Annotated in this window: 13 protein-coding genes; 5 read left to right on the plus strand and 8 right to left on the minus strand. The window is 54.3% G+C overall.

What is annotated here, in order from left to right; all coding sequences use genetic code 11:
• Positions 1-157: 157 nt before the first annotated feature.
• Together ABF287_RS08855 and ABF287_RS08860 are read left to right on the plus strand one after the other, a co-directional pair.
• Positions 158-1,393: a divergent polysaccharide deacetylase family protein gene (locus ABF287_RS08855; RefSeq protein ID WP_347184649.1), complete on the plus strand. Its 1,236-nt coding sequence runs from the start codon at positions 158-160 to the stop codon at positions 1,391-1,393.
• Between the two features lie 179 nt (positions 1,394-1,572).
• Positions 1,573-2,346: a DUF2189 domain-containing protein gene (locus ABF287_RS08860; protein WP_347184650.1), complete on the plus strand. Its 774-nt coding sequence runs from the start codon at positions 1,573-1,575 to the stop codon at positions 2,344-2,346.
• Between the two features lie 54 nt (positions 2,347-2,400).
• Here the strand turns inward: ABF287_RS08860 and ABF287_RS08865 are convergent, their stop codons facing one another.
• From ABF287_RS08865 to ABF287_RS08880, 4 genes are all read right to left on the minus strand, one after another.
• Positions 2,401-3,456, minus strand: coding sequence for a hypothetical protein (locus ABF287_RS08865; protein WP_347184651.1), 1,056 nt, complete (start codon positions 3,454-3,456; stop codon positions 2,401-2,403).
• 112 nt (positions 3,457-3,568) lie between these two features.
• A complete protein-coding gene (locus ABF287_RS08870; RefSeq protein ID WP_347184652.1) occupies positions 3,569-4,462 on the minus strand; it encodes a DMT family transporter in 894 nt (297 codons plus the stop codon).
• An 82-nt stretch (positions 4,463-4,544) separates the two neighbouring features.
• Entirely contained in the window at positions 4,545-4,928 is a 384-nt protein-coding gene (locus ABF287_RS08875) for a hypothetical protein (protein WP_347184653.1), read from the minus strand.
• 33 nt (positions 4,929-4,961) lie between these two features.
• A complete protein-coding gene (locus tag ABF287_RS08880; protein WP_347184654.1) occupies positions 4,962-5,414 on the minus strand; it encodes a cupin domain-containing protein in 453 nt (150 codons plus the stop codon).
• A gap of 109 nt (positions 5,415-5,523) precedes the next feature.
• Here ABF287_RS08880 and ABF287_RS08885 point away from each other — a divergent pair, with 109 nt between their 5' ends.
• A complete protein-coding gene (locus tag ABF287_RS08885; protein WP_347184655.1) occupies positions 5,524-6,462 on the plus strand; it encodes a LysR family transcriptional regulator in 939 nt (312 codons plus the stop codon).
• Between the two features lie 97 nt (positions 6,463-6,559).
• Here ABF287_RS08885 and ABF287_RS08890 read toward each other — a convergent pair whose 3' ends face one another.
• The 4 genes from ABF287_RS08890 to bcp form a co-directional block, all read right to left on the minus strand.
• On the minus strand, positions 6,560-7,087 hold the full coding sequence (locus ABF287_RS08890) for a polymer-forming cytoskeletal protein (protein WP_347184656.1): 528 nt from the start codon (positions 7,085-7,087) through the stop codon (positions 6,560-6,562).
• Positions 7,077-8,384: a M23 family metallopeptidase gene (locus ABF287_RS08895; RefSeq protein ID WP_347184657.1), complete on the minus strand. Its 1,308-nt coding sequence runs from the start codon at positions 8,382-8,384 to the stop codon at positions 7,077-7,079. The genes ABF287_RS08890 and ABF287_RS08895 overlap by 11 nt, the downstream gene beginning before the upstream one ends.
• Positions 8,385-8,704: 320 nt before the next feature.
• The gene (locus tag ABF287_RS08900) at positions 8,705-9,520 is read right to left on the minus strand and encodes a ferritin-like domain-containing protein (RefSeq protein ID WP_347184658.1); all 816 of its coding nucleotides are present in this window, start codon (positions 9,518-9,520) and stop codon (positions 8,705-8,707) included.
• Complete coding sequence (bcp, locus tag ABF287_RS08905; protein WP_347184659.1) at positions 9,517-9,975, minus strand: thioredoxin-dependent thiol peroxidase; 459 nt, start codon at positions 9,973-9,975, stop codon at positions 9,517-9,519. The genes ABF287_RS08900 and bcp overlap by 4 nt, the downstream gene beginning before the upstream one ends.
• Before the next feature lie 229 nt (positions 9,976-10,204).
• Between bcp and ABF287_RS08910 the strand changes: the two genes are divergently transcribed.
• Both ABF287_RS08910 and ABF287_RS08915 read left to right on the plus strand, forming a co-directional pair.
• A complete protein-coding gene (locus tag ABF287_RS08910; RefSeq protein ID WP_347184660.1) occupies positions 10,205-13,648 on the plus strand; it encodes a DUF3971 domain-containing protein in 3,444 nt (1,147 codons plus the stop codon).
• Between the two features lie 23 nt (positions 13,649-13,671).
• Positions 13,672-14,159, plus strand: a 488-nt coding sequence (locus ABF287_RS08915; RefSeq protein ID WP_347184661.1) for an S-adenosylmethionine:tRNA ribosyltransferase-isomerase, incomplete at its 3' end; no start/stop codon positions are given.

The raw sequence follows: 14,159 nt of genomic DNA on the forward strand, positions 1-14,159 counted from the left end.
TCAGCCTCAGCCTCAGCCTCAGCCTCAGCCTCAGCCTCAGCCTCAGCCTCAGCCTCAGCCTCAGCCTCAGCCTCAGCCCCAGCCGGAACCTCAAGCTCCGCAGCCAGTGCAGCCGCCACAGCCGCAAGTTGCTCCGTCGAACCCCGATAAACCAAGTTTGGATGTCGCTCCTGCTGCTGGCCCTGCTGAACAAATACCGGCCGAACAAGAAAATGCCGCAGACAGCTCTGTCGAAGCTTCACCGAGCGCAGAGAGTGTAAAACCTGAGGTTCCAAGTGCTGCGGCGCCTCAAGTCGATACCGATGTGCAATTGCCAATGGCCCCCAGCGTAAAAACAGATGTTGCGCCAACAATGGATCGTGCGGTGTCTGCTGCAGAACCCGATCGCGCAAGTGCGCAGCCCGATGAAGCGATGCCTGCCACGCAAAAGAATATGCCGCCGCAATTTGACGAAGCCTCGGCGGCTCAGCCCGTCGCGGCTGTTCCGCAAGGCTTGGCGCAGCCCGCTGGCACTGCCGGAAATGCTCCAGTCGTGGGTGGTGTCAGCCCTGTTCTTGGCAGCCCGCAAGCGATGGAATTGACCTTGCCGGATCGAGATGATGCACCAAGCAATATCGAATTGTCGCTGCGCACGCCGGACACTGACGCGCCAACGCCGTCGATCACCGCAGGCGTCAACGAAGTGCCTTTGATTGTTGTCGATGATTTGCCAGCGCTCGTGGTCAATTCTGCAGACTTCACCAAATCAGGCGAGGGTCCGGAAGTGGCGGTCATTTTGATCGATGCGGGCGGACCGATGCCAACCAAAGATCTTTTGGATCAAGTGCCATTTCCAGTCAGCATAGCCGTCGATGCCTTGGCGCCAGATGCGCGTGCGCGGGCGCAAAGTTTCCGCGCAGCGGGTCTTGAAGTGCTGGCCATAATTGGTTTGCCCGAAGGGGCGCAAGCGCAACAAGTGGGGCAAGTGATCGACGCGGCGCGCGCAGCACTGCCGATGTCTGTTGGATTTCTTGACGTGCCATCCGCAAGTTTCCAAGCCTCGCCTGACACAGCCGCCCAAGTTGTGGCTGCAGCGGGGGCTAGCGGTCATGGGATTGTGTCGTTCTCGCGCGGCGAAAATGCACTGGTCGACCAAGCCGCACTTGCAGATCAACCGGCCGCCTTGGTGTTTCGCGATATAGATGGCCGCGACCAAGATGGCGCTGCAATCAAGCGGTTCATGGATCAAGCCGCGTTCCGTGCCGGTGTGGATGAAGGTATTGTTTTGCTTGGGCGAACACATGAAGACACTCTCAAAGCTTTGGCTGAGTGGTCCGAGACCTCCCGCGTCTCCAACGTGGAAATGGTGCCTTTGTCGTTTATTTTGACGGGTGTTGGAACTGTCGCTGAATAGCGCGGCGATTTTGTACGCTTAGGATGTGGCACGTCGAATGTGGCACGTCGAATGGAACAGGGCATCAAATGGATGCGTAAAGTTGAATGCTTGACAGGGACGCCTCGTTTCGCGTGAACTCTTTGTAGCGCAGCTGCCGCAAGGAACACTTGTGCCTCTGCGCGATGGGAGGACTTCACATGACCGATATGAACGTTACACAACGAGCGGCACCGCTGCCTGACGTGGCGCATTTGACCCTTGGCGATATTGGGCATGCGCTCAAAGCTGGGCTTGCCGATTTTCGTAAGGCGCCGCAGTTCGGGCTATTCTTTTCCAGCGTCTACGTGCTTGGCGGGATTATCCTTGTGTGGCTTGGGGCGGGGACTGTCGAGTGGACCTTTGCCATGACCTTGGGCTTTCCACTTGTCGCGCCATTTGCGGCTGTCGGCTTGTACGAAGTCTCGCGCCGCATTGAACGCAAAGGGGCGATGGATTGGTATAAAATCCTTGGTGTGGTCAAATCCGAAAAAGACCGCCAAATCCCATGGATGGGCGCGATCATTTTGATCTATTTTCTGTTCTGGTCGTTCCTTGCCCATATGATTTTCGCGCTGTTCATGGGGCTTTCTGTGATGCGCAATGTGTCGTCCAGCTATGAGGTGTTTTTGACAGCAAATGGCTTGACCATGATCGGGGTCGAGCTGGCTGTGGGCGCTGTTTTGGCGTTCATCCTATTCGCGCTCACGGTGACAAGCTTGCCGCATTTGCTTGAAAAAGAGGTGGATTTCGTCACCGCGATGCTTTTGTCCGTGCAAGTGGTGAAAGAGAACCCACTGGTGATGCTGGTCTGGGCCAGCATCGTCGCAGGGCTCACGGTTGCGGCCATGGTGCCGATGTTTCTAGGCCTGCTGATCGTCATGCCCGTGCTCGGGCATGCGACATGGCATCTATACAAACGCGCATTGGTTTAGACCGCAGAATTGTCCTGACAACGTGTTGGCACGACGCATTTATTACATCGTCAATTATCCGCGATCAATTTCCAGAGTTTTCTGGATCTTGGGTTTGCGCAATTTCCAGATCTTGGTGTCGATCATGTAGTGATGGAAATTGACGATCTGATAGAGCACGATTGTGGCGGAAATCCCTGCAAAGAACAGCCAGTCAATTGCGCGCAACACGCCCCAGTACACAACGCCCGTGATCAGGACACAGGTGAGCATGTAGAGCCACATCCGGCCGTTTTGTGAAATGTACGATAGGAATTTCGCGTTGGGATCGATGCCGTCGCTGAACCGCTTGTTGTTGTACATCCAAACAAACAAAATGTACTGCGCATTGTGCCAGATGTTGATCATCAACCAACCCAAGGTGATGTCACTCGTGGCCAGATAGCCGAGCGAAAAGATCGCGAAATGGCTCAGCATATACATCGTATGGACAATAGCTAAGCGACCTTGCAAGGCTGCGCGTACGCGCGCAATCACCCATACTGCCAAAAGACCTACGGCGATAATTCCGCAAAGATCAGCGATCTGTGTTGGCACAGGAACCGACCACAGTGGCATTCCGATAAATGTCGTGTGCTGTTCGGCGGAGCGATTAAGAATGCCAAACACTGGAACGGCATAAAATATGGCTTGATCGAGCCAGCCGTCTTCATATTTTGCATCGCGGTCCTTGCCCCGATATGCACGTGAAATACCCCAGCTTTGGCGCGTGTAATGCCACCATTGCCAGTAAAAATAGACGGTTACCACTGTCCACAGCCCGAATAACAAAACCATGCCGAGCGTGAGTACGATGATAAAGGGCAGCAACCCCAACGCTAGAAACTTGTGTTCTTGAAAGCTCTCTTTGTCGAAACAAATGCGCGTAAAGGTGGCGATAACGTGGTGATACCCTAAGAACCAAAGATCGATCACTAGGATTGGGTAAAACAAGTCCGGCTGCCAAAGCAAAATCAAACCTGTTGCAGCTGATAGCCCAAGCAGGCCAAAAATGAACCCGACGTCAAAGGTCGCGTTTCTCATCCACGGCAAGCTTGCGCGCGTGATGTGTGCCTGTGTTCCTGCGGTCATACCCGAAACCCTCTACTTTTCTTTTTGCTTTGCTGGGCAAAGTTTGATTGTTCAAGTTTGACGGTTTGAGGCCCACAAATCAAGTCGTCGTTTTGGCGTGAAATGCACCGGCCTATGCTGGTTTGCGCTCACGGCCCGTCAGCATCAAGGCCAGTCCTGCGGCCACAATGACTGCGCCGCCCAAAAGCTCCATTGCATCGGGACGTTCCCCGAAAACAAGCGCGGCAAGGATCATGGCGAACAACAGGCGGGAATAGCGAAACGGAGTCACCATAGAGACTTCGCCAGTGCGCATCGCGAATGTCAGCGCGGTATAGGCAGCAACGCCAACCACGATGGCAGCGGTGAGCATCAGCGCTTCATACCCCGTAGGCACGACCATGTCGCCGCGCCAGCCCAACATGATCAGGCCAGAGACAATCAACATGGCAAAGCCGTAGACGCCCAGTTGCGCGTAACTCAATCCTTTTGGCGCCGCACGGGTGGCTAAATCGCGGCCAGCAAATCCGATCATGCCGAGCACCGCCAAAATCGATAGGGGCGTGAACCCATCAAGGCCAGGGCGCAACACCAACAGCACGCCGACAAAGCCCAAAGCGATTAAGGCCCACCGCAGGGCCGATATTTTTTCGCGAAACAAAATTGCCGCTGCCGCCGCCACCAGCAAAGGTGTCGCCTGCAAAATCGCCGAGGTGGTGGACAGCGCTGTAAGTGCCAAGGACAGCGTGAAAAACAACCGGCCCAGAACTTCGAACAGCGAGCGGATCAAGATCGCGGGATGTTTGAGGTCTGCGTTGAAAATGCGTTCGCCGCGCTGCCACGTCAAAAGCGCAAAGATGACCGTGCCGCCTGCGCCAAAAATCATCAAGATTTCTGAGACGGGTAAATGCGTTGAGACCTGTTTGAGCAGCGTGTCTTCAACGGCAAACAGCGCCATAGCGGCGACCATAAACACCGCCCCCTTGAGGTTGTCAGATGTGGTTTGGGAACGGTCTTGTGTCGACACGGGTCCATCCTTTTAAAGTCAGATGGACCTTGTCTGGAATGCGACCTGCTTGCAAGCAGGGAGTGGCATCTGCGTCAAAATGCTAGCTGGCGCGTTGATCGCCGACGCCATGTTTCAAGATCATGACGCCAAACATCGCCATCGACAGCACAGCAAGAATGGACCCGATTTGCGCCACCACTGCGGTGCGTTCAAGGATTGCAAGCACAATGCCTGGCACCAACATGACGACAGTCACCATGACAAGGATGTAGTGAAACTTCGCAACACTTGTTTGGGCTGCTTGCGGTGTGAGGGCGTAGTATGTACCGAACACGGCCATGATCACGAAGCCGATCAGGTTGAGATGCCCGTGCGCTGGCGACAATAGGTAATCATGGGTTGCGGACATTTGAATGCCCCAAACCATACCGCAAAGGGCAAAAACTGCGGCGCTGCCAAAGAACCAAGTGGAAATGGATTTCATGAGTTTTCTCCAGTTTATGAGTGACGTGCGGGGTTAGTCGTCATCGCCCAAAGGCGGTCCTGTGAACGAAAGGTTGTGTCTTTTAGCGCTGTCTTCAATCGCGGGCATATCTTCGGGGATGCGAAATTGCCCAGCCGCCATGTCGGCAAAAAAGCCTTCAAACCCACCCGGTGTCAGAATAACCAAATGGCGCGATGGGATGTTGCTGACGATGCGAAAGGTGTGCTCTTTGCCGCGTGGGATAAAGGCGGTTTGACCGGGTCCGCGGACAAAGCGCTCGCCCTCAATCCAAAATTCAACGTCGCCTGTCAGCACAACAAAGGCTTCGTCAGCGCCGTGATGGATGTGACGCGGCGGGCCGGTGTCGGGCGCAGAGATCGAGTCGACAATGCACATGGATCCGCCCGTGCTTTCGGTGGTCATAATGGTGCGATAATCAACGCCCATCCAATGAATGGCGTCGGGGCCTAATGGTGATGTGGTCATCGTTTCCTCCAATTATAATGATCGGAAACGAAAGCGCTTTCGTTGGTTCAAAAGCCTAATGGCATAAAGCGTATACAAAAAATCGATTCTTCATATATAATCTATTACCATGGCAAATATTTCGAGCTTTGATCTGAACCTGCTGCGCGTGCTCGATGCCCTATTGCAATATCATTCCACGGTGCGCGCTGGCGAACATTTGGGATTGTCGCAACCGGCGGTGTCGGCTGCGCTGGGACGGTTGCGGGCTGCATTGGGCGATGAGCTTTTCTTTCGACGCGGGCAGGGGATGGAGCCCACGCAATACGCCCTATCACTCGAAGCGCCATTGCGTGATATTTTGGATCGCGCCGAAGTGCTGATCCGCGGCGCCGACGTGTTCGACCCCATGGTTTCAGATGCGCATTTTCGCGTATCAGGCAGCGACTTTTTTGCCGAGATGTTGATGCCCCAACTGGCCGACCGCTTGTCAACGCTCGCGCCGCGTATGCGTGTGCATTTGGTTGATCTGGTGCCCGACAGTCATGTGGATACGCTTGAACGCTACGGCGTCGATCTTGCGCTGATCCCTGAGATGGAACTGCTGGATTGGATTGCAGATCGGCCGTTGTTTTTGTCCACCTATAAGGTCATCGCCCGTAAAGGGCATCCGCGTTTGGCGCGCGCAGGCTGTAGCAGTGGCGATGTGATCCCGCTCGATTTGTTTTGCGATTTAGGCCATGTGTTGTTTTCACCTGAAGGCAGAGCCGCCGCCCAAGGCGATGCGGCCCTTGCCAAGCTTGGTCGTCAGCGCAGTGTGGTGATGACCATGCCGGTGTTTTCTGGTGTCTACAGAGCCGTTGCCGGATCTGACTTGATTGCCTTGATGCCAACCGCCTTAGCGCATCACATTGCACCCGCTGCAGGGATTGAAGTGTTTGAGGCGCCTGTGCCGGTCGATCCCCAGCAAATCGATATGATTTGGCACAAGCGCAATTCCTCAAGCCCCGCACATACGTGGCTGCGCAATCAAATTGCAGACATTTTGCTGCCGCTTGACGAGGCATAGGGCGGGGCGCTTAGTCTTTTGCAACTGACAAACGGCATTAAAAAACGGCCCGTGACGTGTGTCAGGGCCGTTCTTAAAATGCGGACATCAAGCAAGCTTAGCTTGCAGGGTCAGCTTTCGCTGGGGCTGATTTCGCAACACCAGGCGCTTTGTTTTGTGAACTGGTTGTCAAAGGATCGTCAGCGCGCTGAACGGAGCCTTCAAAATGCGCACCGCTTTCGATCGCGATGGTTTTGTGGATGATGTCGCCTTCAACTTTTGCAGCTGAGGTCAGGCGCACTTTCAAGCCACGCACGCGACCGATGATACGACCGTTGATCACAACGTCATCTGCCATCACTTCGCCGCGGATCGTGGCGGTTTCGCCAACAGTCAGCAGGTGCGCGCGGATGTCGCCTTCAACAGTGCCTTCGATCTGAATGTCGCCGGTTGTTTTGAGGTTGCCAACAATCGTCAAGTCAGACGACAGCACGGATGCTGGAGGCTTGGCTTTAGGGGCTGTTGGTTTGAAATCAGGTGCTGATTTAGGGGCAGCTGATTTTGGGGCCGTAGCCGCATCTGTTGGTTTCACGTCATCGGTTCCTTTTGAAGGGCCCGGTTCGTTGATTCTGCTTTTAGAAAACATCGTTGGCAGCCTTAATATAGGTCATCGGGTTAACGGCCTTTCCATTTACGCGTACTTCGTAGTGGAGGTGAGTGCCAGTGGAACGGCCAGAATTACCCATAGCACCGATTTGCTGACCACGCGAGACCCTTTGTCCAACTTTGACCATAAGTTTGGATTGGTGCGCGTAACGTGTCTCAATTCCGAACTCGTGCTGGATCTTGACCAGACGGCCATATCCGTTTGACCAGCCCGCAAATGTGACAACGCCGTCAGCAGTAGAATAGATTGGTGTACCGTAAGCTGCGGCAAAGTCAGTGCCCTGGTGCATCCGGCCCCAGCGTGGACCAAAACCGGATGTGTAGCGAAACGAGTTCTTAAGCGGCAAAGCGAAAGGCGCTTTTTGCGCAGCGATACGGTACAAATTTAGACGGTCCATCTTTTCGATAATCTCATTGGCGCGCAGGCTGTCTGGATCAGCAATGCCACCTTTGGTCGAAAAACGGATCGGGGTGAGGGGACCACCTTGGCCTGACAGGCCTGAACGCACTGTTTTCAGCAAGTTGTTGGTGGACAGTCCCGCAGCACTAAACATTTTATCGAGCGGTTTAACCGACACGGTCACCGCGTCTTCAAGTTGAGAAAAAATTCGATCGTTCTTCTCTTCCATCAACCGAAGATCGTCTTGAAGTCTTTTCGCTGTCAGTTCAGCGTTGTGCGCAATGGTCAGCATATCATCGCGCTCGATCGCGGTGCTGCTAAGCGCCGCCGCAAGAATGTCGACCGTTTCACCGGCTTCTTGCGGGTTGATTTTGAGCATCTCATCGTCTGAGCCATCAAGCTTGGCTTGAAGTGTCTTTGCCTCGGCACGGGCGGCGTCGCGTTCTTTCATGGTGCGGCGCAATGTCGACTGAACGACGGTGATGCCTTTGCCAAGTTCGCGTACCCGTTCTTCTGAGGACAAAAGCTCAGATTGCATGGTCGAGATTTGCGTGAGGGCGGTGTTAAAGCGTGCCTGCGCCGCGCTGGCTTCGGCGGCACGCATATCGCGCTCTGCGGCCAAGTCATTCACACGGTTTTCAAAGAGCGCCAAGTCTCGTGACGCCTGATCGCGCAGATTGCCCGACCCAATACTGTCCATAAGGATGATTGAAGAGGCAACGATCATCCAGCCAACCAATACTGTTGTGCCCGCAAGTCCTGCGACTTGGGTCAGCGGAGACAGGCGGAGGTACCGTGTTTCTTTGTCGGAGCGAAGAAAGACCCGCCGCTCAGGAAACCTGCGTTCAAGCAACGCGATTAGTTTTTGTTTAGGCATAGTGGTCAAGTATCGTCCTTGTGTCCCGTTCGGCCCGCTATTTTTTGTGCATAAGACTAATCTTAATGCGCTGCGGTTGCACCTTAGTTACAAAACGATTCGTTTTGGGGCAATGCTTTTGACTGAAATGAGACAAAAGGCGCCGGAAATGTCTGTTTAGTGGCGGTTTTTTGCCGAATTTCGGAACGGCATCCTGCGCCAATTTTGCCAAAAGGCGTTTGAATTCGATCCTGCGGGACTTGGCTGATAGCGCGGCCGCGAGGTATGGAATTCCATACCTCGCGGCGCAGGCACGTCTTTATTGTCATCTCAAAGGCGACTTAATCCGCCAATGGCCAATAAAAGTCCGGTGGAATACCCGCTTCAGCGCGCTTCTCGTCGTTGAACGGGGGCTTTAAACCGCCATGAAAATATTTGCGCACCAGTTCATGGAAAACCGGTTTTGGATCAAGGTTTTCACGGCCACACAAAAAGTGAAACCATTTGGACCCATAGGACACATGCCCCACTTCTTCGGCGTAAATGATGTCCAAGGCTGCCACTGTGTCTTTGTCTTTTGCCTGTTGAAACAGCTTGATCATGCCCGGAGTCACATCAAGCCCGCGGGCTTCCAGCACCATTGGCACCACGGCCAAACGGCCCATCAAATCATCGACGGTTTCCTCGGCGGCCTGCCACATGCCTGCATGCGCCGGCAGGGCACCATAGTGGCTGCCAAATGCTTCAAGGCGATCGCACATCAGATTGAAATGCTTAGATTCTTCATCCGCAGCGCGCACCCAATCGTCAAAGAACCCAAGCGGAAATGGCACATGGGAAAACCGCGCGATGATGTCCCAATGCAAATCAACGGCGTTCAATTCAATATGCGCGATGGCGTGCAAAATCGCGATGCGCCCTTCGGGTGTGCCCGGTTTGCGCTTGGGCACATCGCGGGGTGACAACAGTTCAGGTTTTACAGGGCGTGCAGGGCTCAGCGGTGGGCAGGCAGTGCCAACCTCAATCGGGGTGGCACCGTCTTCGCGGCTGGCGCGCCAAAGGGCCGCATATTTGTGCGACAAAGCTGTTTTCTCGCGCCCGTCTGCCGTGCGCAAAACCGCCTCAGCCATTTGGGCCAAAGTCATAGGTGACGTCATTCGGAGATGGCCTCCAGCACCGCCTCGGCATGACCTTTGACCTTTACCTTGGGCCAGACGTGGGTGATTTTTCCTGTCTCATCAAGCAGGTAAGTGGTGCGTGCAATCCCCATAAAGGTTTTGCCGTACATGGATTTTTCCTGCCAAACGCCGTAGTCTTCACACATCGTTCCGTTTTCATCCGACAACAGCGGAATGCCAAGATCGTGTTTTTTGCAAAAATTGTCGTGCTTTTTGACACTGTCTTTAGAGATACCAATGACAATGGTGTTCAAGGCCTCAAACTTTGGTTTCAGGGCCGTGAAATCCAACGCTTCGGTGGTGCAACCGGGCGTGTTGTCTTTGGGATAGAAATACAAAACCACTTTGCGACCAGCCAGATCTTTGAGCGACATATCGCTACCGCCGTCACGCGGAAGGGTAAATTCAGGGGCGAGGGTTCCAATATCAAGCATGTTGGGTCCTTATAGATAGGTGAGGGTGACTGCGGTCACACCAGTTCTTACACTTGTCGCCTAAAATGATCGCTTTGACCATTGCATCTTGATGGGGTTCAGTTTTAAGCCCAATTGCAGCAAGGTTAATTGCGGCTAAATCTGTCACGGTGCGATGAACGCCCGCACGCCCTTCGTTGGCCAGCATCTGGCTCTTGGAACACCGCAACTGAAAGATACGACCCACTGTATGAGCGACACGCCTGATCCTGAAACGCCCCAAAAAGACGGCGCAGATCCTTCTGCCAAGGTCACGCAGGATGCGCGCGCGGATGAAGCTGTGTCGCAAGAGGCGGTGCCTCGTACAGATACGCCAGACGCGGAGGAGCAAGCCACAAAACCTGCGAGCAAGATTTGGGGCATCCGTGACCATAAAAAGCGCCATCATGTTCACCGTTTTGGCCTTTGGTTCTTTTCGCTGATTTTGTTCTTAGCGGTTGTCAGCGGCGTCGCAGTGCTTGCGCTGACAGGCAAAGACGTGGTGTTGCCCAATGCGGTGTCGCAACATGTGGAACGCCAAATCAATGCTCAATTAAGTGATGCCAAAGTCTCAGTCGGCCAAATTGTGATCAACGTCGACGATCGGTTTATCCCGCGAATGCGTGCGCGCAACGTTGGCATCATTGATCCAACCGGTTCTGAAATCGCGCACTTAAACGAACTACAGGCCCGTTTTTCCTTTGACCAAATTAAGTCCGGCAATTTGACCCCAGAAGTGCTGCGGTTGGTGGGCGCGCAAGTTGTCGTGCGCCGCGACCGCGAAGGGCAGTTCGCATTTGATTTTGGCGGCGACGCGGGGGCGTCAGGTTCTGTCGAAGATGTGCTCAAAGCCATCGACTCTGCGTTTTCCACCAAGCCGATGAGCGATGTGAAGACGGTCGAAGCGACGGGAATTACCATTTCACTGGAAGACGCGCGATCCCAACGCATTTGGCAGGCGACGGACGCAAAGCTGACACTCGAAAATGCGCCTGAAACCATAGACATATCATTGAACTTTGATGTGTTTAACGGCACAGAAAATTTGGCGCGCACCCAAGCGACCTTTACCACGCAAAAAGGGTCTTTGTTGACCAACGTGGCGCTCTCGGTCGACAATGTGCCAGCCTTGGATTTGGCGCAACAAAGTCCCGCGCTGTCATTCCTATCGGTGCTCGATGCGCCGATTTCCGCCGCGATGCGCGCTAAAGTAAACGCCCAAGGGCAACTGTCCAGCTATGCTGGCACTTTGGAAATTGGTTCAGGCCAATTGGTGGCAGAAGCCGGATCAAAGCCTTTGGATTTTGAAGGCGCCAAAGGCTATTTCGATTACGACCCTTCAGCTGAACGGCTGACGTTTGCCGAGCTTTCCGTGCGGTCTGAGGCCTTTGAATTCGCAGGCGGCGGCCACATGCTGTTGCGTGATTTCAACGGCAATTTCCCGTCCAAGTTTATCGGGCAGTTCAATGTCGATCGCTTGTCCGCAGACCCGCGTGATGTGTTTGAAGTGCCTGTTGAATTTGATGGCGGCTCGGTGGATCTCCAGCTGGCGTTAGATCCGTTTTCGGTTCGGGTGGGGCAATTGGCGCTGCGCCGCGAAGACCTTTGGCTGTATGCCCGCGCCGAGGCTGAAGCAACCGCACAAGGCTGGGCCGCCTCGGTCGACGCCAGCACCACATCAATCCAAGCTGCCGAGCTCATGGCGTTTTGGCCTGAAAAGACGATTCCCGAAACACGCAAATGGATGGTCGAAAACATTCAATCGGCGACATACCAAGATTTGGCTTTGTCCGTGCGCTTGGCCCCTGGTGCACAGGTGCCACAAACCCACTTGGGGTGGAGCTTTGAAGACGCGCAAGTCCGGTTCATGAACACCATGCCGCTTGTCAGCAATGCTGCGGGCTATGGCACTATTGCTGGCAATGCGATGACGGTTGTGGTGCAAGAGGGCGCAATTTCTGCCCCGTCCGGTGGCGATATCGATGTGGCCAATACGGTTCTGCATATTCCGCGACTAGATGTGAAACCCGCCACATTGGACGTGCAACTGCAAACACAGTCTTCGGTTGAGGCCGCTTTGTCGTTGATGGCGTTGAAGCCGTTTGATGTGTTGAAAGAGGCTGCATTCGGTCCGGATGTCTCGCAAGGGCAGGCGCAATTGACGGGGCAATTGTCTTTCCCACTGAAGAAAGTCGTGCAGCTTGAAGATGTCGAATTCGATGTCGCTGGCAGTATGACAAACCTGTCCTCAAGTACGCTTATGGCTGGGCAAGATCTTACGTCCAAACGGATGACATTGGCACTGGACCCGAGCGGATTGAGCATCTCGGGACCTGTCGATGTTTCAGGTGCCAAGGCTGATGTGACATGGCGCAAAAACTTTGGCCCCGATCATCGTGGCAAGTCAGACATTTCGGGCCAGTTGACCTTGAACCAAGATGCGTTGGATGCCTTTGATATTTCTTTGCCGAAAAACACAGTTTCAGGCAGCGCACAGGGCAAGGTTTCGGTTGCATTGCGCAGGGGACAAGATCCTGCGTTCACGGTCACGTCGGCGCTGGAAGGGCTTGGGCTTTCTGTGCCTGCAATCGGGTTCTCAAAACCCAAAGCGCAAGCCGGCACTTTGGAAGTCACTGGAACTGCGGGCGATATCCCAAGTGTTACCAATATGGTGATCGAGGCACCGGGACTGACGGCCTCAGAGGGAACGGTGTCATTGACCTCACAAGGTGAACTGGACCTGTTGGAATTCAAAACACTCAAGGTCGGGACGTGGCTCGACAGTTCTGCGACTTTGATCGGACGCGGCGCAGGCGAACCTGTAGGGGTTTTGCTGCGCGGCGGGTCTTTGGATTTGATGCGGTCTCCGTTTGGTACTGGCAATGAAACTGAGAGCGATTCAAGCGCGCGCAAAGGGCCGATTGAGTTGAACATTGATCGTCTCAAAGTGACCGACAGCTACGCACTTTATGGATTGGACGCTCAGCTGACGCAAAATGGTGGTCTCTCAGGTCGGTTTTCTGGTCGATTGAACAGCACCGCGCCGGTCACTGGCACGGTAAAAGCCGGAAAATATGGTCCAACGATCATGGTCACATCAAATGATGCAGGCAAAGCTGTGATGGCTGCGGGGTTGCTTGAAAAGGCCTCAGGGGGCGATTTGACGTTCTCTTTGGTCTCAAAGCCTGAGCAAGGCAGTTATGATGGCTCGGTCAGCATCAAAGGCATAAAGGTGCAATCCGCGCCCAGATTGGCTGAGCTTCTGTCGCTGGCCTCTGGTATCGGTGTTTTGGATCAACTGTCAGGGCCTGGGATCAGCTTTGCAGAGATCTTGAGTTCGTTTGAGATTGAGCCAGACTGGATCACCATCAAATCTTCCAGCGCCGAAGGCCCGTCGCTCGGGATCACATCTGAAGGCGTCTACAACACTGTGTCCAAGGAAATCGACCTCCAAGGCGTGATTTCGCCCGTCTACTTTTTGAACGCGATTGGGCAGTTGGTGTCCCGTAAAGGTGAAGGGTTGTTTGGCTTTAATTTCACTCTAAAAGGTGCGGTGAATGATCCGACCATTGGGGTAAACCCCTTGTCGCTTTTGACCCCCGGGGCGCTGCGCGGAATTTTCCGTGGCAAGACTCCGAGTGCCCCGAAAAACTAAACCCGCGTTGTAGAAAGACCAAAATGAAACTGTCCGATTTCGACTTCGATCTGCCACAATCCTTGATTGCCACGCGGCCTGCCAAACCCCGTTCCTCTGCGCGGTTACTGGTGGCCACACCGACGCGGCTGCTGGACCAGCACGTGACGGATTTGGTGGATTGGTTTCAAGCAGGTGATCGATTGGTGTTGAATGACACCAAAGTGCTGCCCGCGCGGCTGACAGGACATCGTGGTCGCGATACGGCGCAGGGCTATCAAGAGGCAAAAGTCGAAGTGACCTTGTTGGAACCGCAGGCCGAGGCGGGGCAATGGCGCGCTTTGCTTAAACCTTTGAAAAAGGTGAAAGAGGGCGAAGTGGTACGGTTTTCCGACGATCTGTCTGCCGTTCTTGATCGCAAAGAAGATGGCGCGGCTTTTTTGACGTTTAACCTTACGGGCGATGATTTTGATGCGGCTTTGAACGCAGCGGGGGCCATGCCTTTGCCGCCCTATATCGAAGCCCTGCGCAA

The sequence above is a fragment of the Pacificibacter sp. genome, from assembly GCF_039769035.1.
GTDB lineage: Bacteria > Pseudomonadota > Alphaproteobacteria > Rhodobacterales > Rhodobacteraceae > Celeribacter.